The 20,815-nt window shown below is 57.5% G+C and carries 15 protein-coding genes, 2 tRNA genes and 2 other RNA genes; 9 read left to right on the top strand and 10 right to left on the bottom strand.

The annotated features are described in order from the left end of the window. Position 1: 1 nt before the first annotated feature. From G6041_RS03910 to rssB, 3 genes are all read right to left on the bottom strand, one after another. The gene (locus G6041_RS03910; RefSeq protein WP_004384996.1) at positions 2 to 1,342 is read right to left on the bottom strand and encodes a UDP-glucose dehydrogenase family protein; all 1,341 of its coding nucleotides are present in this window, start codon (positions 1,340 to 1,342) and stop codon (positions 2 to 4) included. A 21-nt stretch (positions 1,343 to 1,363) separates the two neighbouring features. Beyond that, the gene (gene galU, locus G6041_RS03905) at positions 1,364 to 2,272 is read right to left on the bottom strand and encodes a UTP--glucose-1-phosphate uridylyltransferase GalU (protein ID WP_007850600.1); all 909 of its coding nucleotides are present in this window, start codon (positions 2,270 to 2,272) and stop codon (positions 1,364 to 1,366) included. A gap of 201 nt (positions 2,273 to 2,473) precedes the next feature. Beyond that, positions 2,474 to 3,487: a two-component system response regulator RssB gene (gene rssB / locus G6041_RS03900; RefSeq protein WP_004384995.1), complete on the bottom strand. Its 1,014-nt coding sequence runs from the start codon at positions 3,485 to 3,487 to the stop codon at positions 2,474 to 2,476. 354 nt (positions 3,488 to 3,841) lie between these two features. Here rssB and G6041_RS03895 point away from each other — a divergent pair, with 354 nt between their 5' ends. The 6 genes from G6041_RS03895 (at position 3,842) to G6041_RS03870 (ending at position 5,911) form a co-directional block, all read left to right on the top strand. Continuing rightward, complete coding sequence (locus tag G6041_RS03895) at positions 3,842 to 4,300, top strand: YchJ family protein (protein ID WP_015386618.1); 459 nt, start codon at positions 3,842 to 3,844, stop codon at positions 4,298 to 4,300. A gap of 50 nt (positions 4,301 to 4,350) precedes the next feature. Beyond that, positions 4,351 to 5,193: a formyltetrahydrofolate deformylase gene (gene purU, locus G6041_RS03890; protein ID WP_004384993.1), complete on the top strand. Its 843-nt coding sequence runs from the start codon at positions 4,351 to 4,353 to the stop codon at positions 5,191 to 5,193. A gap of 168 nt (positions 5,194 to 5,361) precedes the next feature. Then, positions 5,362 to 5,502, top strand: a non-coding RNA gene (locus G6041_RS03885) — RtT sRNA. A 28-nt stretch (positions 5,503 to 5,530) separates the two neighbouring features. Continuing rightward, positions 5,531 to 5,615, top strand: a tRNA-Tyr gene (locus G6041_RS03880). Between the two features lie 44 nt (positions 5,616 to 5,659). Continuing rightward, positions 5,660 to 5,790, top strand: a non-coding RNA gene (locus G6041_RS03875) — RtT sRNA. Positions 5,791 to 5,826: 36 nt separating this feature from the next. Next, a tRNA-Tyr gene (locus G6041_RS03870) sits at positions 5,827 to 5,911 on the top strand. 188 nt (positions 5,912 to 6,099) lie between these two features. Here the strand turns inward: G6041_RS03870 and G6041_RS03865 are convergent. After that, positions 6,100 to 6,870, bottom strand: a complete 771-nt coding sequence (locus G6041_RS03865) for an SDR family oxidoreductase (RefSeq protein ID WP_012124553.1) — start codon at positions 6,868 to 6,870, stop codon at positions 6,100 to 6,102. Between the two features lie 94 nt (positions 6,871 to 6,964). Here G6041_RS03865 and G6041_RS03860 point away from each other — a divergent pair, with 94 nt between their 5' ends. Beyond that, positions 6,965 to 7,909 carry an AraC family transcriptional regulator gene (locus G6041_RS03860; RefSeq protein WP_012124552.1) on the top strand — a complete coding sequence of 315 codons (945 nt, stop codon included), beginning with the start codon at positions 6,965 to 6,967 and terminating at the stop codon, positions 7,907 to 7,909. 145 nt (positions 7,910 to 8,054) lie between these two features. Here the strand turns inward: G6041_RS03860 and narI are convergent, their stop codons facing one another. The 5 genes from narI to G6041_RS03835 all read right to left on the bottom strand — a co-directional run bounded on the left by narI (position 8,055) and on the right by G6041_RS03835 (position 16,526). Next, complete coding sequence (narI, locus tag G6041_RS03855) at positions 8,055 to 8,732, bottom strand: respiratory nitrate reductase subunit gamma (protein ID WP_004386024.1); 678 nt, start codon at positions 8,730 to 8,732, stop codon at positions 8,055 to 8,057. Next, positions 8,732 to 9,442: a nitrate reductase molybdenum cofactor assembly chaperone gene (gene narJ / locus G6041_RS03850; protein ID WP_012124551.1), complete on the bottom strand. Its 711-nt coding sequence runs from the start codon at positions 9,440 to 9,442 to the stop codon at positions 8,732 to 8,734. Before narJ ends, narI begins: the two co-directional genes overlap by 1 nt. Continuing rightward, positions 9,439 to 10,974: a nitrate reductase subunit beta gene (narH, locus tag G6041_RS03845; RefSeq protein ID WP_007890044.1), complete on the bottom strand. Its 1,536-nt coding sequence runs from the start codon at positions 10,972 to 10,974 to the stop codon at positions 9,439 to 9,441. The genes narJ and narH overlap by 4 nt, the downstream gene beginning before the upstream one ends. Beyond that, on the bottom strand, positions 10,971 to 14,717 hold the full coding sequence (locus G6041_RS03840) for a nitrate reductase subunit alpha (RefSeq protein ID WP_012124550.1): 3,747 nt from the start codon (positions 14,715 to 14,717) through the stop codon (positions 10,971 to 10,973). The genes narH and G6041_RS03840 overlap by 4 nt, the downstream gene beginning before the upstream one ends. A gap of 417 nt (positions 14,718 to 15,134) precedes the next feature. Continuing rightward, on the bottom strand, positions 15,135 to 16,526 hold the full coding sequence (locus G6041_RS03835; protein ID WP_087601209.1) for a NarK family nitrate/nitrite MFS transporter: 1,392 nt from the start codon (positions 16,524 to 16,526) through the stop codon (positions 15,135 to 15,137). A 312-nt stretch (positions 16,527 to 16,838) separates the two neighbouring features. Between G6041_RS03835 and narX the strand changes: the two genes are divergently transcribed. Both narX and narL read left to right on the top strand, forming a co-directional pair. Next, positions 16,839 to 18,647: a nitrate/nitrite two-component system sensor histidine kinase NarX gene (narX, locus tag G6041_RS03830; protein ID WP_012124548.1), complete on the top strand. Its 1,809-nt coding sequence runs from the start codon at positions 16,839 to 16,841 to the stop codon at positions 18,645 to 18,647. Next, entirely contained in the window at positions 18,640 to 19,290 is a 651-nt protein-coding gene (gene narL, locus G6041_RS03825; RefSeq protein ID WP_007698510.1) for a two-component system response regulator NarL, read from the top strand. Before narX ends, narL begins: the two co-directional genes overlap by 8 nt. On the opposite strand, the gene G6041_RS03820 is transcribed toward narL, so the two are convergent. Then, a complete protein-coding gene (locus G6041_RS03820) occupies positions 19,287 to 20,702 on the bottom strand; it encodes a YchO/YchP family invasin (protein WP_012124547.1) in 1,416 nt (471 codons plus the stop codon). The genes narL and G6041_RS03820 overlap by 4 nt on opposite strands. Positions 20,703 to 20,815: the final 113 nt, after the last annotated feature.

The following is a 20,815-nucleotide window of genomic DNA, read 5'->3' as shown; positions in this document are numbered from 1 at the left end:
ATTATGCAATGTTAATGGATGCTCCACGGCCGATTGCATAATAAACAAAGCCGCGTTTGCTGAGCCTTGCCGGATCATACAGGTTACGGCCATCAAAGATAACCGGTTCTTTCAGGGAATTTTTGATGAAATCAAAATCCGGCGCGCGGAATGCCTGCCACTCGGTGCAGATAATCAACGCGTCCGCGCCCTGCAGCGCCGCTTCTTTGGTGCCCATCAAACGCAAGTCTGCACGATGACCGTAAATACGCTGGGTTTCATCCATCGCTTCCGGATCGTAAGCCTGAACGGTGGCGCCATGTTTCCACAGCTCTTCCATCAGCACGCGGCTTGAGGCTTCGCGCATATCGTCAGTATTTGGTTTGAAAGAAAGTCCCCAGACCGCGAAGGTTTTACCTTCCAGATTCTCGCCGAAATGACGACGAATAAATTCTGGCAGCTTCATCTTCTGATCGTTGTTGACGTCTTCCACCGCTTTCAGCAGGCGCGGCACATAACCGATATGCTCAGCAGTGCGGATCAGCGCCTGAACATCTTTCGGGAAGCAGGAGCCGCCGTAGCCGCAGCCAGGATAGATAAAGTGGTAGCCGATACGGGAATCGGAGCCGATGCCCTGACGCACTTTCTCGACATCCGCGCCCAGGCGCTCAGCCAGGTTTGAGATCTCGTTCATGAAGCTGATTTTGGTTGCCAGCATGCAGTTGGCGGCATATTTCGTCAGCTCGGCGCTGCGGATATCCATCAGGATCATGCGATCGTGATTGCGGTTGAACGGCTCATACAACTCACGCAGCAGTTCGACCACGTCGTCGTTGTCCGTCCCAACCACGATACGCTCAGGACGCATGCAGTCGGCAACCGCGGCGCCCTCTTTGAGGAATTCGGGGTTGGAAACCACATCGAATGGGAAATCCACACCGCGCGCTTTCAGCGTTTCGCTCATTACCTGACGGACTTTATCCGCCGTGCCAACCGGAACGGTAGATTTATCCAGCACGACTTTATGGCTGGTCATATGCTGGGCGATAGTGCGCGCCACAGCAGTAACATATTTCAGGTCGGCAGAGCCGTCCTCATCAGGCGGCGTGCCTACGGCGATAAACTGCATCACGCCGTGGTTTACGCCTTCTGCGGCGTCAGTGCTGAAATGCAGACGCCCTTCTTCGTAGTTTTTCTTCACCAGCGGCGTGAGGCCTGGTTCATAGATAGGGATAACCCCTTTCTTCAGGTTTTCAACCTTGTTGGCGTCGACGTCAATACACATAACGTCATGACCAACTTCCGCCAGTACAGCGGCCTGTACCAGCCCCACATAGCCAATACCAAATACGGTTACTTTCATTACGTTGTCCCGGGTGATTAATTACTTCTTGTCGCCGACGGTGTCGTTAAGCCAGGCTTTGAACTCTTCACCCAGCGTATTGTGGCGAATTCCGTATTCCACAAAGGCCTGCATGTAACCCAGTTTGTTACCGCAATCGTGGCTTTTGCCTTTCATGTGGTACGCCTCGACGGTTTCTTTATCCATCAGCATCGCGATGGAGTCGGTCAGTTGGATCTCATCACCTGCTCCCGGAGGCGTTTTCGCCAGCAGAGGCCAGATATCCGCGCCGAGCACGTAACGACCAACAACCGCGAGGTTGGACGGCGCCACGTCGGCTTTCGGTTTCTCAACGATGCCCACCATCGGTACGCTGTCGCCCGGCTGCAGTTGCGCGCCCTGGCAGTCCACCACGCCGTAGGCAGTCACGTCTTCTACCGGCTCAACCATGATCTGGCTGCGGCCAGTCTCATCGAAACGTTTGATCATTTCTGCCAGGTTGTCCTGGGAGAGGTCGGATTCAAATTCATCGAGAATAACGTCTGGCAGAATGACCGCTACCGGCTCGTTGCCGACAACCGGATGCGCGCACATCACCGCATGGCCCAGACCTTTTGCGAGGCCCTGACGCACCTGCATGATGGTCACGTGCGGCGGGCAGATAGACTGCACTTCTTCCAGCAGCTGGCGCTTCACGCGTTTTTCCAGCATCGCTTCGAGTTCAAAACTGGTATCGAAGTGGTTTTCGATGGAATTTTTTGAGGAGTGAGTGACCAGAACAATCTCAGTAATGCCAGCGGCAATACACTCATTAACCACATACTGAATTAACGGTTTATCCACCAGCGGCAGCATCTCTTTTGGAATCGCCTTCGTGGCCGGCAACATCCTGGTTCCTAATCCCGCAACAGGGATTACTGCTTTTTTCACTTTCGAATTAATGGCAGCCATTGAATATTCTCCTGGACTGTTCAAGTTTCACACTTGTTCGTCAATTAAAAACGCGTTCGAGTATATCAGTTAAAAAATGGGGAAAGAGTCTGAATACCCTTACGTCATGGCAATTTAGGACAAATACGAAGAAAACTGACGCGATATTACCACCCGTGCAGACAGCCTGGAAAAGCTATCTGCATCAGATAAATCAAATGCTCATTCTGCAGACAACATGAGTCTTAAGCGACCACCTGCACCCCAGACCTGACACTGCCAGGCTTCGCAGCGCTGGCTGATTTGATTTAAGTAAGTATTACCCAGAGTGCCCAAAGGGACACCATTACTGAGCTGAATTTGGTTATCTCCGGTATTTAACGTCGCGTTAAGACCGGCTGAGACTAATATGAGGTTTTTTAATTCGCTGTGGTAATAACCGACCAGCAAAGGAAATTGCCCGTACAAATTTGCCTGGCGCAACAATTGATTTACCTGCTTAAGTAAAGCCCCAAGCTCGGGTAAACGCTGCCGCTGTTGCGAGAGTTGTTCCTGAAGCAAACCATTAAATAATGCGCGTAATAACAGCGCGGCCAGCACGCCGTTGTCGCCAGCGCGCGTCACATCCAGGCAATAAAACGCCAGGTCGTTGTCGGAAATTGGCGCAATATCCAGCACCAGTCCCAGTTCATCCGCGGCGACTAACTGGCGATAATTCACCCGGCAGTGCGACATCACCTGCTGCACCGGCGGCTGCAACTCTTTCAGCAGCTTAGCGGCGGCGTGAGGATTATTGACCAGCGCGTCCCAGTCCTGAAACAACCGCTCTTCTTCCTCAACGCGCGAATTAAACATGTTGGGATAGAGACAGGCGTAAACGGTTTCACGCAGCCGGTTAAAATCTTTGACGGGTTTTAGCAACACATCCTGCACGCCAAGGCGCAGCGCTTTGGCGATATCCGCCATATTGTCCGTCGCGGAGATGACCAGAATCGGGGTTTGATTGCCGTCGTTGCGCAGACGCTCGATCAGCTTCAGGCCATTCATGCGCGGCATTTCCAGATCGCAAATCAGCAGATCGGGCGCGGCGTCGTGCATTTGCTCCAGCGCGTCAACGCCATCTTCAGCAAGATGGGTCTGCGCGCCCAGCGATGATAGCCATGCATCAAGCATTGAACGAAAAACGGCTTCATCTTCAACGATGAGGATCTGTTTGCCGGCTAATGGTTGCGTCATCTCTCCCCCCCTGAATGACTTGTTGCCAAGTTTGGCATGCTCAGGCGGGCTGTGCCTGTCAGAATTGCCCGAAGAATGTCAGCGCAACAGGAAGAAACATAACGCTTTTGCGCCTGGCGCAATATAGCGGGAGTGATAGTGCCCTGTGACCAAAAGATAAACTGCAGCATGTGAATACTTTATTTTATACCTTTGTGTAAGGCTAAGCCTTGCTGTGTGTGTTCGCCCAGGCATCAGGCGCCACGGGCGTAAAAGTCTGCATCTCTGGCGGCGGCGTGGCATCAAGGCCGTCGCTCGGTTAACATAGTGCCGCTGTGGCGTTTAACGCCTTAATTTTGTCCTCAAGGAGAAATCGTGTCGCAACTTTGTCCTTGCGGTAGCGCTCTGGAGTATAGCCTATGTTGCCAGCCTTATCTTTCTGGTAACAAGAGCGCAGCCCTGGCATCACAGCTTATGCGCTCTCGCTACTGCGCTTTCGTGATGAAAAATGCGGAGTATTTGATAAAGACCTGGCATCCCGCCTGCCAGGCAGACCGTTTTCGCGCCGATATTGAAGCGGGTTTTGCCCATACACAGTGGCTTGGCCTGACGATTTTTGAAGAAGCGCCTGGTCATACCGAAAACGAAGCGTACGTCAGTTTTGTGGCGCGTTTCCAGGAAAATGGCAAATCGGGCGCAATTATCGAGCGGTCGCGTTTTCTCAGTGAACAGGGCCGCTGGTACTATATCGACGGCACCCGTCCGGTTTTCGGGCGCAACGATCCGTGCCCGTGCGGTTCCGGGAAAAAATTTAAAAAGTGTTGCGGGCAATAAACCGCTGACTGACAACACACTGGCAAACCTTCAACAGGATCACCCCTGCAATGCAAGCATTACAACGTAAAGTACTGCGTACCATCTGCCCGGATCAGAAAGGGCTCATCGCGCGCATCACCAATATTTGCTACAAGCACGAGCTGAACATTGTGCAGAACAATGAGTTCGTCGATCACCGCACCGGTCGCTTCTTCATGCGTACCGAGCTGGAAGGGATTTTTAACGACGCCACACTGCTTGCCGATCTCGACAGCGCGCTGCCTGCAGGTTCCGTTCGCGAGCTGAACCCGGCCGGACGCCGCCGCATCGTCATTCTGGTGACCAAAGAGGCGCACTGCCTCGGTGATTTGCTGATGAAAGCCAACTACGGCGGTCTGGATGTCGACATCGCTGCGGTCATCGGCAACCATGAAACGCTGCGCCCGCTGGTTGAGCGTTTCGATATTCCGTTTGAACTGGTAAGCCATGAAGGGCTGACCCGCGAAGCGCACGATAAACAGATGGCAGACGCCATCGCGGCGCACGAGCCGGATTACGTGGTTCTCGCGAAATACATGCGCGTCCTGACGCCAGATTTCGTCGCCCGCTTCCCGAACAAGATTATTAATATTCATCACTCGTTCCTGCCGGCGTTTATTGGCGCGCGCCCTTATCACCAGGCCTACGAGCGCGGCGTGAAAATCATCGGCGCTACCGCGCACTATGTGAATGACAATCTGGATGAAGGCCCGATCATCATGCAGGACGTGATTCATGTGGATCACACCTACACGGCGGAAGATATGATGCGCGCGGGCCGTGACGTTGAGAAAAACGTGCTCAGCCGCGCCCTGTATCAGGTGCTGGCTCAGCGCGTGTTTGTTTACGGTAACCGCACGATTATTCTGTAGGGCATTGCCCGTTTCTGTTTAGGTTTAAAACGTTACGGGCAAAAAGTACGCAAACAATCGTTATTCGCTAACGGAAGGCTTTACAGGGGCGCGACATTTGGTATGATGCGCCCCGCTTCCCGCAGCGGAGGCAGGCCAGTACAACGCATTACCCCGTGGTGGGGTTCCCGAGCGTACATGAGGGAGCTGACTGCAAATCTGCCGTCATCGACTTCGAAGGTTCGACTCGAGCGTAGTGAGAGAACGTTGCCGAAGGCAACGGCCCGAAGGGTGAGTCGCGAAGCGACGAATAATCCTTCCTTGCTACGATAATGCGTAATAAAGCGTTTTACCCCGTGGTGGGGTTCCCGAGCGGCCAAAGGGAGCAGACTGTAAATCTGCCGTCATCGACTTCGAAGGTTCGAATCCTTCCCCCACCACCATTTTCAACCACTGCACCGTGGTTACCTTGTAAAGTTTACTTCATAAGAAAACTTACAGGGGAAGGGTGAGAACCTTTGATAAGGTTCGAGTCGAGCGATAGCGAGACAACGTTGCCGCAGGCAACGGCCCGAAGGGTGAGGAGCGAAGCGACGAATAATCCTTCCCCCACCACCATTTCACGCAGTACCTCTACAATATGAATTACCCCGTGGTGGGGTTCCCGAGCGGCCAAAGGGAGCAGACTGTAAATCTGCCGTCACAGACTTCGAAGGTTCGAATCCTTCCCCCACCACCATCTCTTTCAAATATCTCCCCAGACTCATACACTCTCCCATCTTGCATATGCTATGGACCGGGGAAGGATGAGAAGCGTCGACAAGGTTCGAGTCGAGCGACAGAGAAATAGCATGTCGCATCATCTGCTTTCGATGGATGCGCTTCGCTTATCCACCCTACAGTGCCTTCACACCTTCGCCCGGCTAATTAGCAAGCAAACGGGGAATGTTGCTGCGCTTCGGTAAGAAATTGCAGGGCATCTTCACCCGCCGCGGTGTAGAGCGGCGTGTTTTTATCGCGAGCCACGGCAAAAATAGCGTTCGCTACATCGGCTGCGTGCGTCACGGGCGAGCCGGCATCGCCCGCCATGCGGATAAATTCATCCACCATATTTCCATACGCCAGATCGTCCCGCCCGCCAAAATACGCCCTAGCGTTTTCACCAAACTTCGTTTCAGGCGAGCGCCCCGGTAACACCACATGAACGCGAATACCAAAGGGGCGAACCTCAAGGGCTAATGACTCGCTCCAGGCATTCAGCGCCGCTTTACTGGCACGATAAAGCCCAATCAGCGGCATCGCTTTGGTGGTGATAGAGGACGACACATTGATGATCACCCCTGATTTTTGTTCTCTCATTTGCGGGAGAAAGGCCTGAGTCAATAACAGCGTGCCCAGAACATTGGTGTTCATTAACTGCTGCGCGGTGGCAAGCGGCGTCAGTTCAACCGGGACCGGCGCGCCGACGCCTGCATTATTCACCAGCAGATCGATCGCGCCCGCCCTTTTCACCACGGCACGAATACTCTCCTCAGACGTAATATCCAGCGGCAAAATTGTCAGCCTGTCACTTTCAGGAAAAAGCGACGGATCGGGTGTTCTCATGGTGGCAATCACATTCCAGCCTTTGTCTAAAAAAAGTTGTGCTGTGGCCAGCCCAAAACCTGAAGAGCATCCGGTAATCAGTGCAGTTGACATGGTTAATCCTCTCTGTTGGCAAGAGCAGCAATCATAGCCGCCGCCAGCTGGACAATATATAATCAGAAGTCCGCTTAACTTTAGAGAGCGTCCAGTGACCGATCCGTTAACCGATATTGTTGCTTTGCTTAACCCCAGGCCAACGCGCGCAAAACTCGTTGAAGGCGCAGGTCAGTGGCGTATTCTCCGCGAGTCTGCCGGCGAGGCGTTTTACTGCGCCGTGTTGCAGGGCGAATGCCTGATGCACATTAACGGTAAAGCGCCCGTGCGGCTGGTGGCCGGCGATTTTATGCTGATCCCTGCCACTTACACCTTTGAAAACACCAGCACGGGCACCACGCCTCCTGTCGATATCTCCGTGCCAACGCTCCTCAGCGATGGACACGTGAGAATTGGTGCAACGACGGGCCCGGCTGAGCTTCTGATGAATGTGGGGCACTGTGAATTCGACACGCCGGACAGAGCGCTTATCGTCGCGTTACTACCGAATGAAATTCTGATCAAAGGACAGCGTCGTTTCGTCACGCTCTTTGAACTCCTGCTGGATGAAAGCAGGAACCGGCGGCCCGGACGTGACGTGGTGATGACGCATCTTTTGCAACTGTTGCTGGTGGAATCGTTGCGAAGCGATCCGGAGCTCGCGAAAACGGCGGGTATTCTGCGCGGGTTACAACACGAAAAGATCGCTACAGCGCTGCATCTCATCCATGATAAGCCCGGCGCGGACTGGCAAATCGCGCATCTCGCCCGAGAGTGCGCGATGTCCCGCTCCGCTTTTTTCGCCACCTTCAGCGAGACCGTCGGCATGTCGCCCATGCAATACCTGCTCTTCTGGCGGATGTCGCTTGCCAGAAAAGCCCTGACGAGTGGCCAGGATAACATCGAACAGATTGCGTTGCGCACAGGCTACCAGTCGGCGAGCGCGTTCAGCGTCGCCTTCACGAAACACGCGGGCATGCCGCCGGGCGAATTTCGCCGCCAGAGCAGAACGGCGCGGTCGATTCAGCCAGCCCAGCACGAGGAGGAGCCACTGGCCTGATGATGGGCATCACTGGTAAAAGCGTTTTTTAGCCTGGTGAAAATCAGGGAAAGAAAGAGAAGCGGGCAACGCCGTAACGGCCTGTAAAGCCGTAAAAAAAACGCCAGGCCCGACGGGACTGGCGTTTGGCGTTGCGGAAAAAAGCTTAGCGACGCGCGCGTACTACCTGGTATTTGCGGGTCAGATACTCGACCGGCGCGCTCCAGACGTGCACCAGACGCGTGAACGGGAACACCAGGAACAGCGTCATACCGAGCACCAGATGCACGCGGTAGATAAACGCCACGCCGTCCAGATGTTCAGCCGCGCCGCTGCGGAACGTCACCACGCTCTGCGCCCAGCCCACCAGTTTCATCATCTCGCTACCGTCCATATGCTGGGCGGAGAACGGAATGGTGATAAGACCAAGCGTACACTGCGTCAGCAGCAGCGCCAGGATCAGAATATCAGCGCCGGTCGAGGTCGCGCGCACGCGCGGGCTGAACAGACGACGCTTCAGCAGCAGCAGGCCGCCAACGAGCGTCATCGCGCCGAAGATCCCGCCTGCGATCATCGCCAGTTGCTGTTTCACGGCAATTGGCAGGAACGATTCGTACATCCAGTGCGGCGTCAGCATCCCGAACAGGTGGCCGAAGAAAATCCCGAGGATACCGAAATGAAACAGGTTTGAGGCCATGTTCATCCCTTTGCGGTCCAGCATCTGGCTGGAGGCGGCGCGCCAGGTGTACTGCCCGTAGTCGTAACGCAGCCAGCTGCCCACCAGAAATACCGTACCGGCAATGTACGGGTAGATACTAAAGAAGAACATATTCAGGAAGTGCATTATTGCTGTCCTCCGGCAGAGATATTCAGATATTGCGGAGCGACCGCTCCGGCGAAGCGGCGCTGGTGCGCGGCGATGTCAGATTCGCCGCAGCCCTGGTCGGCGAAGAATTTCACCTGCTCTTCTTCCCAGACGGCATCCAGCGCCTGCGGTGTGTCGTCGCGCGCCTCATCGGCGATTTTCTCGCTCACTTTGTGGGTATCCACCTGCGTGTCAGAAAGCGCAATCAGCAGATCAAACAGCACCGCGTAACGGCTTTCACGCTGTTTAAGACGCGCGCCGAGCAGCGCCAGAATCGGCGCGATATCCCGCAGGCCGTCAATCGCCTCGTGCGCCGGACGCTGCGCCAGATACTCCAGATAGAGCGGCAGATGATCCGGCAGCTCGCGGCTGTCGAGCACAAGCCCCGCGCGCTCATACTGCGCCAGCAGATCCACCATCGCCTGCCCGCGATCGCGCGATTCACCATGCACATGTTCGAACAGCAGCAGCGACGTGGCGCGGCCGCGGCCGAACAGTTCGCCGTAGGCCGCCTGCGCATCCAGCAAATCTTCCTGCAACAGATCGCGGATAAAGACGCCCAGATGATGGGCGTTTTGCAGCGACAGATGCTGCGTCTCTGTCAGCGCGTCAAACAGCTCCTGCTGATGCTGCCACAGGGCAGCATCCGGGTACTCCAGCAGGCGGGAGATAATCAGCAGTTCGGTCATTGGCGCGGCTCCGTTTTCACCGTCACGTCGATGGCGTCGATGCGGCGGCTGTTGAACAGGTTGAATTTGCTGTCCGAACCGTGGCAACCGTCGCCAAAGCTGAAGCCGCAGCCGTTACGTTCCGGGAACGCGTCGTGCGCCAGTTCACGGTGGCTCGACGGCACCACGAAGCGGTCTTCGTAGTTCGCGATCGCCAGGTAACGGTACATCTCCTGCGCCTGCGCTTCGGTCAGCCCCACCTCTTCCAGCGCGCGGGTATCGTTCACGCCGTCAACGGTTTCCGCACGTTTGTAGTGACGCATCGCGAGCATGCGTTTCAGCGCCAGCAGCACCGGCGCGGTATCGCCCGCGGTCAGCAGGTTCGCCAGGTACTGCACCGGAATGCGCAGGCTGTCGACATCCGGCAGAATGCCGTTGCGGCCCAGCTCGCCCGCGTCGGCGGCAGACTGAATCGGTGACAGCGGCGGCACGTACCAGACCATCGGCAGCGTGCGGTATTCCGGGTGCAGCGGCAGCGCCAGCTTCCAGTCCATCGCCAGTTTCCACACCGGCGACTGTTGCGCCGCGTCAATCACGCTCTGCGGCACGCCATCTTTCAGCGCCTGTTCAATAACCGCCGGATCGTTCGGGTCGAGGAACACATCCAGCTGGCGCTGATAGAGATCGGTTTCATGCTCGGTGCTCGCCGCCTGTTCGATGGCGTCCGCGTCATACAGCAGCACGCCGAGGTAGCGAATGCGGCCTACGCAGGTTTCGGAGCAGACCGTCGGCATCCCCGCTTCGATACGCGGATAACAAAAGATGCACTTCTCGGACTTCCCGCTCTTCCAGTTGAAGTAGATTTTTTTGTACGGGCAGCCGGTGATGCACATACGCCAGCCGCGGCATTTGTCCTGGTCAATCAGCACGATGCCGTCTTCTTCACGTTTGTAAATCGCGCCGCTCGGGCAGGTCGCCACGCACGCGGGGTTCAGGCAGTGCTCGCACAGGCGCGGGAGATACATCATGAAGGTGTTTTCGAACTGGCCGTACATCGCCTTCTGCATGTTCTCGAAGTTTTTGTCCTGCGAACGTTTTTCGAACTCGCCGCCCAGGATCTCTTCCCAGTTCGGGCCCGCTTCGATTTTGTTCATCCGCTGGCCGGTAATCAGCGAGCGCGGACGGGCAATCGGCTGGTGTTTGCCTTCCGGCGCGTTATGCAGATGCTGATAGTCGTAGTCGAACGGCTCGTAGTAATCGTCGATGCCCGGCAGATGCGGGTTGGCGAAAATTTTGCCGAGCAGCATCCCGCGGCCGCCCATGCGCGGCTGCAGTTTGCCGTTGATTTTGCGCACCCAGCCGCCCTTCCACTTCTCCTGGTTTTCCCAGTCGTTCGGGAAGCCGACGCCCGGCTTGCTTTCGACATTGTTGAACCAGGCGTATTCCATCCCTTCGCGGCTGGTCCAGACGTTTTTACAGGTCACCGAACAGGTGTGGCAGCCGATGCACTTATCAAGGTTCAGCACCATGCCGACTTGTGAACGAATTTTCATTTTACGCTCTCCTGTTTCTGGTCGTTGCCTTCGCCGTCCAACCAGTCAATGTTCTTCATCTTACGTACTACCACGAACTCATCGCGGTTAGAGCCGACGGTGCCGTAGTAGTTAAAGCCGTAGGCCAGTTGCGCATAGCCGCCAATCATATGCGTCGGTTTCGGGCTGATGCGCGTCACCGAGTTATGAATACCGCCGCGCTGGCCGGTGATTTCCGAGCCCGGAATATTCACGATGCGTTCCTGCGCGTGGTACATCATTGTCATCCCGGCAGGCACACGCTGGCTTACCACCGCACGGGCGGTCAGCGCGCCGTTGGCGTTAAACACTTCAATCCAGTCGTTATCCGCAATGCCGAGATCTTTCGCGTCGACTTCGCTCATCCAGACAATCGGGCCGCCGCGCGACAGCGTCAGCATCAGCAGGTTGTCGCTGTAGGTGGAGTGAATGCCCCATTTCTGGTGCGGCGTCAGGAAGTTCAGCGCCTTCTCAGGGTTGCCGTTGGATTTCTGCCCCATTACGGCTTTCACCGAACGGGTGTCGATCGGCGGACGATACACCAGCAGGCTCTCGCCGAAATCGCGCATCCACGGGTGATCCTGATAGAGCTGCTGACGACCAGAGAGCGTGCGCCACGGGATCAGCTCGTGAACGTTGGTATAACCGGCGTTGTACGAGACATGCTCATCTTCAAGCCCGGACCAGGTGGGGCTGGAGATGATTTTGCGCGGCTGCGCCTGGATATCGCGGAAGCGAATCTTCTCTTCTTCTTTGTTCAGCGCGAGATGCGTATGGTCGCGGCCGGTGAATTCACTCAGCGCCGCCCAGGCTTTTACCGCCACCTGGCCGTTGGTTTCCGGCGCGAGCGTTAAGATCATCTCGGCGGCGTCAATCGCGGTGTTCAGCATCGGCTGGCCTTTGGCCGGGCCGTCCTGCTTGGTGTAGTTAAGCTTGCGCAGCAGATCCATTTCGCTCTGGGTATTCCAGGCGATGCCCTTGCCGCCGTTGCCGATGGTCTCCAGCAGCGGGCCGATGGAGGTGAAGCGCTCATAGGTCGCCGGGTAGTCGCGCTGTACCGCGATGATGTGCGGCGCGGTTTTGCCGGGGATCAGGTCGCATTCGCCTTTTTTCCAGTCTTTCACATCGAGCGGCTGCGCCAGTTCGGCGGCGGAGTCGTGCTGAATAGGCAGCGTGACGACGTCGGTTTCCACGCCGAGATGGCCGACGCACAGCTCGGAGAATTTCTTCGCGATGCCTTTGTAAATCTCCCAGTCGCTTTTGGATTCCCAGGCCGGGTCCACCGCGGCGGAAAGCGGATGAATAAACGGATGCATATCCGAAGTATTCATATCGTCTTTCTCATACCAGGTGGCGGTCGGCAGCACGATATCGGAATAGAGACAGGTGCTGGAGAGGCGGAAATCGAGCGTCACCACCAGATCCAGTTTGCCGTCAAGGCCGTTGTCCTGCCATTCGATCTCTTCCGGCTTCACGCCGCCCTGCTGGCCCAAATCTTTGCCCTGAATGCCGTTTTCGGTGCCGAGCAGGTATTTGAGCATGTACTCATGCCCTTTACCGGAAGAACCCAGCAGGTTGGAGCGCCAGACGAACAGGTTGCGCGGGTGGTTTTTGCCGTTTTCTGGCTCTTCGGCCGCAAAGCGAATGTCGCCCGATTTCAGCGCGTTCACGGTGTAATCCACCGGGCTCATGCCGGCGGCGTCCGCCGCGGCTTTGATGCGCAGCGGGTTGGTGCCAAGCTGCGGCGCGGACGGCAGCCAGCCCATACGCTCGGCGCGCACGTTAAAGTCAATCAGATGGCCGCTGTAGCGCGACTTATCCGCGAGCGGCGACAGCAGATCGTCGGTCGTCAGGGATTCGTAGCGCCACTGGCTGGAGTGGTTGTAGAAGAACGACGTGCTGTTCATATGGCGCGGCGGACGGTTCCAGTCCAGCGCGAACGCCAGCGGCGTCCAGCCTGTTTGCGGACGCAGTTTCTCCTGGCCCACATAGTGCGCCCAGCCGCCGCCGCTCTGACCGACGCAGCCGCAGAACACCAGCATATTGATGAGCCCACGGTAGTTCATGTCCATGTGATACCAGTGGTTCATACCGGCACCGACGATGATCATCGAACGGCCATGGGTCTTATCGGCGTTATCGGCAAATTCGCGTGCGGTACGGATAATCTGCGCGCGCGGCACGCCGGTCACCTGTTCGGCCCAGGCCGGGGTGTAGGCTTTCACGTCGTCGTAGCTCGCCGCGCAGTTGGCATCGCCAAGACCGCGATCCAGACCATAGTTGGCAAGCGTTAAGTCGTAGACCGTCGCCACCAGCGCGCTGGAGCCGTCGGCAAGCTGCAGGCGTTTCACCGGCAGTTTATGCAGCAGAATGTTTTCAAGCTTCACGCTGTTGAAATGTTCGCTGCTTTCACCGCCAAAGTACGGGAAGCCAACCTCTGCCACCTCGTCGTGGTGGCCCAGCAGCGAGAGACGCAGTTCGGTCTCTTCACCGGTGGTGCCATCGCGCTGTTCCAGGTTCCATTTGCCTTTTTCGCCCCAGCGGAAGCCGATAGAGCCGTTCGGCGCGACCATATCGCCATCGCGGTTATCGAACGCGACGGTTTTCCACTCGGGGTTATTTTCCTGGCCCAGATTATCGACCAGATCCGAGGCGCGCAGCATGCGGCCCGCGGCGTAGAAGCCGTCGCGCGCTTCGAGCATCACCAGCATCGGCATGTCGGTGTAGCGGCGCACGTAATCGGTGAAATACTGGCTCGGTTTGTCGAGGTGGAATTCACGCAACATCACATGGCCCATCGCCAGCGCCATCGCGCTGTCGGTGCCCTGTTTGGGCGCGAGCCACAGGTCGCACAGTTTGGCGATTTCGGCGTAATCCGGCGTAACGGCGACGGTTTTGGTGCCTTTGTAGCGCACTTCGGTAAAGAAGTGGGCGTCCGGGGTACGGGTCTGCGGAACGTTAGAACCCCAGGCGATGATGTAGCTGGAGTTATACCAGTCGGCGGATTCCGGCACGTCGGTTTGTTCGCCCCAGGTCATCGGCGAGGCGGGCGGCAGGTCGCAATACCAGTCGTAAAAGCTCAGGCAGGTACCGCCAATAAGCGACAGGTAACGCGCGCCGGAGGCGTAAGAAACCATCGACATGGCCGGGATCGGCGAGAAGCCCGCGATGCGGTCCGGGCCAAAGGTTTTGGCGGTCCAGACGTTAGCGGCGGCGATAAGCTCATTCACCTCCTGCCAGGAAGAGCGCACAAAACCGCCGCGTCCGCGCGCCTGTTTGTAGCTTTTCGCTTTTTCGCTGTCTTCCATGATGGACGCCCAGGCGTTCACCGGATCGCTGTGCTGCGCTTTCGCGTCGCGCCACAGTTTAATCAGGCGTTTGCGCATCAGCGGATATTTCAGACGGTTGGCGCTGTAGAGATACCAGGAGTAGCTGGCCCCACGCGGGCAGCCACGCGGCTCGTGGTTCGGCATATCAGGGCGGGTACGTGGGTAGTCGGTCTGCTGGGTTTCCCAGGTGACCAGACCGTTTTTGACGTAAATCTTCCAGCTGCAGGAACCGGTACAGTTAACGCCGTGGGTGGAGCGGACAATTTTGTCATGCTGCCAGCGCTGACGGTAACCCTCTTCCCAGTCCCGGTTCGTATCCAGAAGTTGTCCATGCCCATCGGCAAAGGTTTCGCCTTTCTGTTTGAAATAGCGGAACCTGTCCAGGAATTTACTCATTCGGGGTGTTCTCCTGTGTGGAGCCTGTTGGCTCTCTGGTCAAATCGACATTGGCTCAATGGACGGGACGGTAACGCGTGGATTAGCCAGCAGAATTGACAACGATCAACGCGGTCTGGCTTAGAAAATGCACCGCAAAATGTCATTACCCCCAAAGGGGGATACAGGACAATCCATTAACTCTTTGTATATAATATATTTTTTATCAAAATGACGATTTTTTAACCGCTTTCGGTTAACCGTCGGGTATTAAGGGGTAGTCTGAAAGTGAACGTGAGCTCCGCCACGCTTATTTGCCGTTTTATCGCCCCCGGCCCGCACTGAAACGCTAAAGCCATCAATAAGTATGTTGTAACTAACTCAGGCATAAAAAAAGCGCGGCCAGGCCGCGCAAAGGATAACCAAAAGGTTAAGGGGTCAGCGTGCTGATTTACGGCCATAGACGGCCCAGGTCAGCACTACGCAAGCAATATAAAACACTAAGAAGACTTTCATCGCGCCTGCCGGTGAGCCGGTGAGCGCCAGCGATGTACCAAACGCTTTCGGGATAAAGAACCCGCCAATGGCGCCAATCGCGGAGATAAACCCGAGCGCCGCCGCGGTGTCAGTCGCGGCTTCACGCATCGCCTGCTCATCGCTGCCGCCTGCCGCTTTCACGCGATCCATGGTCAGTTTGCGGAAAATCACCGAAATCATCTGGAACGTCGAACCACTGCCGAGCCCGGCGGTCAGGAACAGCGCCAGGAACACGCCAAAGAAGGCCGCAAAATTGCCGCCCACACCGCCTGACGGCAGCGTTACAAACAGCAGCGCGCTGAACACCGCCATCAGAACGAAGTTCACCAGCGTTACGCGCGTACCGCCCAGACGGTCAGAAATCGCCCCGCCTGCCGAGCGCGCCAGCGCGCCGAGCAGCGGCCCGAAGAAAGCAAAGTGCATCACGTTCACTTGCGGGAACTGGGTTTTTGAAAGCATCGCAAAACCCGCCGAGAAGCCGATGAACGAGCCGAAGGTCGCGAGATACAGCAGGCTCATCATCCACAGATGACCGCGTTTAAGCACCGGAAGCTGCGCGCGGAAAGACGCTTTCGAAGTCGCCAGATCGTTCATGCCAAACCACGCCGCCAGCGTAAAGACTGCGAGGAACGGCACCCACACCCACGCGGCGTTTTCCAGATAAAGGCGCGTGCCGTCATCCTGCATAACGCCTTCGCTGCCGAACGCGGCGAAGATGGAGAGCGAAATCGCAAGCGGCGCGACCAGCTGCATCACGCTGACGCCCAGGTTGCCGAGACCGCCGTTAATACCGAGCGCCCCGCCCTGTTTCTGTTTCGGGAAGAAAAAGCTGATGTTCGCCATGCTGGACGCGAAGTTCGCCCCGGCAAAACCGCACAGCAGTGAAATGATGATAAACGTGCCAAAGGACGTGGAAGGATCCTGCACGGCAAAACCCAGCCACACGCACGGAATAATCAGGATGCCGGTGCTGAACGCCGTCCAGCGACGACCGCCGAAAATCGGCACCATAAAGGAGTAGGGCACGCGCAGCAGCGCGCCGGAGACCGACGGCAGCGCGGTCAGCATAAACAGCTGATCGGTGGTAAAACGAAAGCCCACCTTATTCAGATTGACCGCCACTGCGCTGAACAACATCCAGACGCAGAAAGCGAGCAGCAGACAAGGCACGGAGATCCACAGATTACGACGGGCGGTGTGCTGGCCGGTACGCTGCCAGAACTGAACATCCTCAGGTCGCCAGTCGGTAATCAACCCGCTTGTGGAACGTGCCGCAGCGGAAGAGTCACTCATAAACACCTCAAACATGAAGGGGATAATGCCGCCACGGTAGCGTCTCGCCGCGCGCTTAAGTTGATGTAAATCAATGGATATACGCTCTCTGATTTGTGCAAAAAAACGCCTTACCCCCCAGGGAGTAGAGCTAAGCGCTAAAAAAAGTGTGGTTTTTCAGACGCAGCGCTTGTGCGCATGCCGCCGGTGTACAATGGGTGACATGAATGGCAATTAAGGAGTAATCCACAATGGGTATGGGTATACTCCAGGGGATACCTGAGAATAGATCCTACGCCTGTCCCGACGCCGCGTTAAGGAGCGCGCATCGCCATGCTGAAACGACGCTTTTCCCCGCTGACCCTCGCTAATCAACTGGCGATCATCGTGCTACTGCTCGCCGGCCTCGGCATGGGGGGCATGGCGCTGGCGGGCTGGCTGGCGCAGGGCGTTCAGGGCAGCGCGCATGCTATCAACAAAGCCGGGTCGCTGCGCATGCAGAGCTATCGTCTGCTCGCCGCCGTCCCGGTCGGCACTACCCGCACCGGGATGTTTAACGAGATGGAGCGCACCGCCTGGAGCGATGAGCTGCAGCAGGCCGCGGTGCGCGATGGTCAGCAGGCAGCGCTGCTGGCTATCCAGCGCTACTGGCGACAGCATCTTGCGCCCGCGCTGCGCGACGCCCATTCGCCGCAGGAGGTGAGCGGGCAAGTCACGCAGTTTGTCGGCCAGATAGACGCGCTGGTCAGCGCCTTTGACAGCTCCACTGAACACCGCATCGCGCAGATAGTCATGTTGCAGCGCGGCATGGCGCTGCTGATGGGGCTTTTACTGCTCTTTACCCTGCTCTGGCTGCGCCGCCGCCTGCTGCGCCCGTGGCGACAGCTGCTTGAAATAGCCCACGCCGTGGGCCACCGCGATTTCAGCCAGCGCGCCAGCGTCTCCGGGCGCGATGAGATGGCAACGCTTGGCCATGCGCTTAACAGCATGTCGGCGGAGCTTGCCGAAAGCTACGCGAGCCTTGAGCAACGCGTGCAGGAAAAAACCGCCGGGCTTGAGCAGAAAAACCAGATCCTGTCGTTTTTGTGGGAGGCGAACCGTCGCCTGCATTCCGACGTGCCGCTGTGCGAGCGGCTGGCACCGGTGCTGACGCGCCTGCAAAATCTCACGCTGCTGCGCGATATCGCACTGCGCGTTTATGAAGTGGACGACGAAGAGCACTATCAGGAGTTTGTCTGGCAACCGGACGAGCGCTGCGACGAAATCGGCTGTCATCTTTGCCCGCGGCATCTGCGCACGGAGAGCGAAACCGGCACGACGCTGAAATGGCGGCTTGGCGATCTTCACACCCAGTATGGCCTCCTGCTGGCGACGTTGCCCGCGGGTTGTCATCTGAGCCGCGACCAGCAGCAGATGATCGACACGCTCATGGAGCAGCTCACTGCAACGCTGGCGCTGGAGCGTCAGCAGGAGCGCAAACAGCAGCTGCTGGTGATGGAGGAGCGCGCCGCCATTGCGCGTGAGCTGCATGACTCTATCGCGCAGTCGCTCTCCTGTATGAAAATGCAAATCAGCTGCCTGCAGATGCAGGGCGATGCGCTGCCGCAGGAGAGCCGCGAACTGCTGGGCCAGATCCGCCATGAACTGAACGCCTCCTGGCGGCAACTGCGCGAGCTGCTCACGACGTTCCGTTTACAGCTCAACGAGCCAGGGCTTAAGGCGGCGCTGGTGGCAAGCTGTCAGGAGTTCAGCGCGCGGCTCGGTTTCCCGGTGGTGCTTGATTATCAGCTCCCGCCGCGGCTGGTGCCGTCGCATCAGGCGATTCATCTGGTGCAGATTGCGCGCGAGGCGTTAAACAATGCGTTTAAGCATGCCGATGCCAGCGAAATTCGCGTCAGCGTCACGCTGCAGGAGGGCCAGGTACGGCTGTGCGTGGCCGACAATGGCCGTGGCCTGCCGGATAACGCCGGGCGCACTAACCACTACGGCTTAATTATTATGCGCGACCGCGCGCAGAGTTTGCGCGGCGACTGTCAGGTACGGCGACGAGCAGAAGGCGGCACCGAAGTGGTGGTGACCTTTATCCCCGATGCGCCGTTTTCATCCGTCCCCGCTCTTCCAGAAGGAGAAGTTCATGAATAACCCGGAACCGGCAACCATTCTGCTGATTGACGATCACCCTATGCTTCGCAGCGGCGTAAAACAGTTGGTCAGCATGGCACCCGCTATCACGGTGGTCGGCGAAGCCGGAAACGGCGAGCAAGGTATCGAAATGGCCGAAGCGCTCGACCCGGATCTGATCCTGCTTGATCTCAATATGCCCGGTATGAACGGCCTGGAAACCCTCGATAAACTGCGTGAAAAAGCGCTGTCGGGCCGTGTGGTGGTCTTCAGCGTCTCGAACCACGAAGAGGACGTAGTGACGGCGCTTAAGCGCGGCGCGGATGGGTACTTGCTTAAAGATATGGAGCCGGAAGATCTGCTCAAGGCGCTGCAACAGGCGGCAGCGGGCGAAATGGTCTTAAGCGAAGCGTTAACGCCGGTGCTGGCGGCGAGCCTGCGTGCGAGCCGCGCGACGTCAGGCCGCGATGTCTCCCAGCTCACGCCGCGCGAGCGCGATATTCTCAAGCTCATCGCCCAGGGCCTGCCGAACAAAATGATCGCCCGCAAGCTCGATATCACCGAAAGCACCGTCAAAGTGCATGTGAAGCATCTGCTGAAAAAGATGAAGCTCAAATCGCGCGTCGAAGCGGCGGTCTGGGTACATCAGGAACGCATTTTTTAAGGCACCGGTGCCAGCAGTTCATAGCGCGGATCGTCCTGCGGCAGCGTCTGTACCGGCGCGGAAAGCTTCAGGGTTATCCAGTTTGAGGTCACGCGCTGGCCCTGTTCATCCTCGACCGTCACCGACAGCCGCCAGCTGTTGCTGGCCCCCGGCGCGTTATCCCAGGCGGGCATAATGACCGTCCAGCCGTCGGCGCTGGTGCTGTCCAGCGGCGGCGTCAGGCTCAGCGCCTGAGTGTCGCCCTGCCAGGAGAGCTGGCGGATCCCGTGGCGGCTGCGTACCTGTAACTTCAGCGCCACGGTTTCGCCCGCGCTGAGATCCCACGGCGGCGTCGCGAGGAATACCGACAGCGTCTTGCGCTGGCGAAACTCCATCACCGGCACGTTAGTGCGCTCCACGCGGTCATAGCGGCTGCCGCGAAGCGAACGTGAGGCGGCCACTTCGTCCGGCGAGAGTTGCTTAGTAAGCGGCACGCCAAAGCGGTAATTCAGCTTCAGCCCTAAATCATTCTGGCTCACGCCGCTTTCCCCCTGGCGGTGATGCGCGCTGACGGTGACGAGTGGCACCGGCGTATAGCTCAGCCCCACTTTCACCGCGACCGGGTTGTGATAACCGGTGCCGCTGTCGAACAGCTCTACCTGATCGCCGAAATATTGCTCAAAGCTGACGCTGGTATTGATGTGCTGATAGAACGGCAGATACGCCTGCGCGGTCACGTCATAACCGCGCGCCATGCGCTGTTCCAGCAAACCCGCGCGGTGCTGCCAGCCGCCAAGCGGTTGATAATAGTTAGCGGAAAGGCGCAGATAGTCGCCCCACGCCTCTGCGCCAAACCCGGCGCGTGAGGTATCGTCGTCAAACAGACGGTCATAAAAGGTGTTATAGCCGAGCAGCCAGTGACCGGCCGCCCAGCGCTGGCCGATGCCTGCGTTACCCACCAGCCCCTGATTTTGCTGGCTGACGCCGACCTGGCTCCAGGTGAGATAGCGGTTATTGTCCTGCCAGGGCGTAAACAGCGAGCCGCTGCTGCCGTTAAAATTCCCCTCTTCATCCACCAGCAGATCCACCGTGGCGTTACCCCACGGCGACAGCAGGCTTTCGGCCTCGCTGGTAATGCTGCTGCTCACCGCGTCACGCAAACGGTCAAACGCGAAATGGCGCGCCTGCTGGCCGGGTGAAAGCGTGCTGTCGGTCTGGCTCGCTTCGCCAAAGGCTTTTAACACGCGGGCGAAATGCTTCTCCGCCGCGTTATTTTCGGGCGCGAGGCCGAGATCGGGCAGGTTATCGCCATTTTCATCGAAGGGGTTTTGCGCCTGGCGCACGTAGTCGTCGCTCTGGCTAGCCGCATCTGCACGGACCGGCAGCAGCGCGGCGGTAACAACTGAGGGAAGGACAACCAATAACCACCGCATCACGTATGAATTTGTCTCTCCTGGGCCGGTTTTGCCGGAAATGGATACATTTATACAGTATACCATATCGCGTTTGCCGCTCCCGACAAGCCCTGACGCGGCTTTTAAGGATA

It is taken from the genome of Cronobacter sp. HA18003 (assembly GCF_011605905.1).
GTDB classification, from domain to species: Bacteria; Pseudomonadota; Gammaproteobacteria; order Enterobacterales; family Enterobacteriaceae; genus Cronobacter; species Cronobacter sakazakii.
Note: the sequence above shows the minus strand (reverse complement) of the source record. Positions and strands in the feature narration are given on the sequence as shown.

Bases quoted from the DNA above. Each gene is read 5' to 3' on its own strand.
- galU (WP_007850600.1), bottom strand. From the start codon at position 2,272: ATGGCTGCCATTAATTCGAAAGTGAAAAAAGCAGTAATCCCTGTTGCG.
- rssB (WP_004384995.1), bottom strand. From the start codon at position 3,487: ATGACGCAACCATTAGCCGGCAAACAGATCCTCATCGTTGAAGATGAA.
- purU (WP_004384993.1), top strand. From the start codon at position 4,351: ATGCAAGCATTACAACGTAAAGTACTGCGTACCATCTGCCCGGATCAG.
- G6041_RS03840 (WP_012124550.1), bottom strand. From the start codon at position 14,717: ATGAGTAAATTCCTGGACAGGTTCCGCTATTTCAAACAGAAAGGCGAA.
- narX (WP_012124548.1), top strand. From the start codon at position 16,839: ATGCTGAAACGACGCTTTTCCCCGCTGACCCTCGCTAATCAACTGGCG.
- G6041_RS03835 (WP_087601209.1), bottom strand. From the start codon at position 16,526: ATGAGTGACTCTTCCGCTGCGGCACGTTCCACAAGCGGGTTGATTACC.
- narI (WP_004386024.1), bottom strand. From the start codon at position 8,732: ATGCACTTCCTGAATATGTTCTTCTTTAGTATCTACCCGTACATTGCC.
- G6041_RS03910 (WP_004384996.1), bottom strand. From the start codon at position 1,342: ATGAAAGTAACCGTATTTGGTATTGGCTATGTGGGGCTGGTACAGGCC.
- narH (WP_007890044.1), bottom strand. From the start codon at position 10,974: ATGAAAATTCGTTCACAAGTCGGCATGGTGCTGAACCTTGATAAGTGC.
- G6041_RS03865 (WP_012124553.1), bottom strand. From the start codon at position 6,870: ATGTCAACTGCACTGATTACCGGATGCTCTTCAGGTTTTGGGCTGGCC.
- narJ (WP_012124551.1), bottom strand. From the start codon at position 9,442: ATGACCGAACTGCTGATTATCTCCCGCCTGCTGGAGTACCCGGATGCT.
- narL (WP_007698510.1), top strand. From the start codon at position 18,640: ATGAATAACCCGGAACCGGCAACCATTCTGCTGATTGACGATCACCCT.
- G6041_RS03820 (WP_012124547.1), bottom strand. From the start codon at position 20,702: ATGCGGTGGTTATTGGTTGTCCTTCCCTCAGTTGTTACCGCCGCGCTG.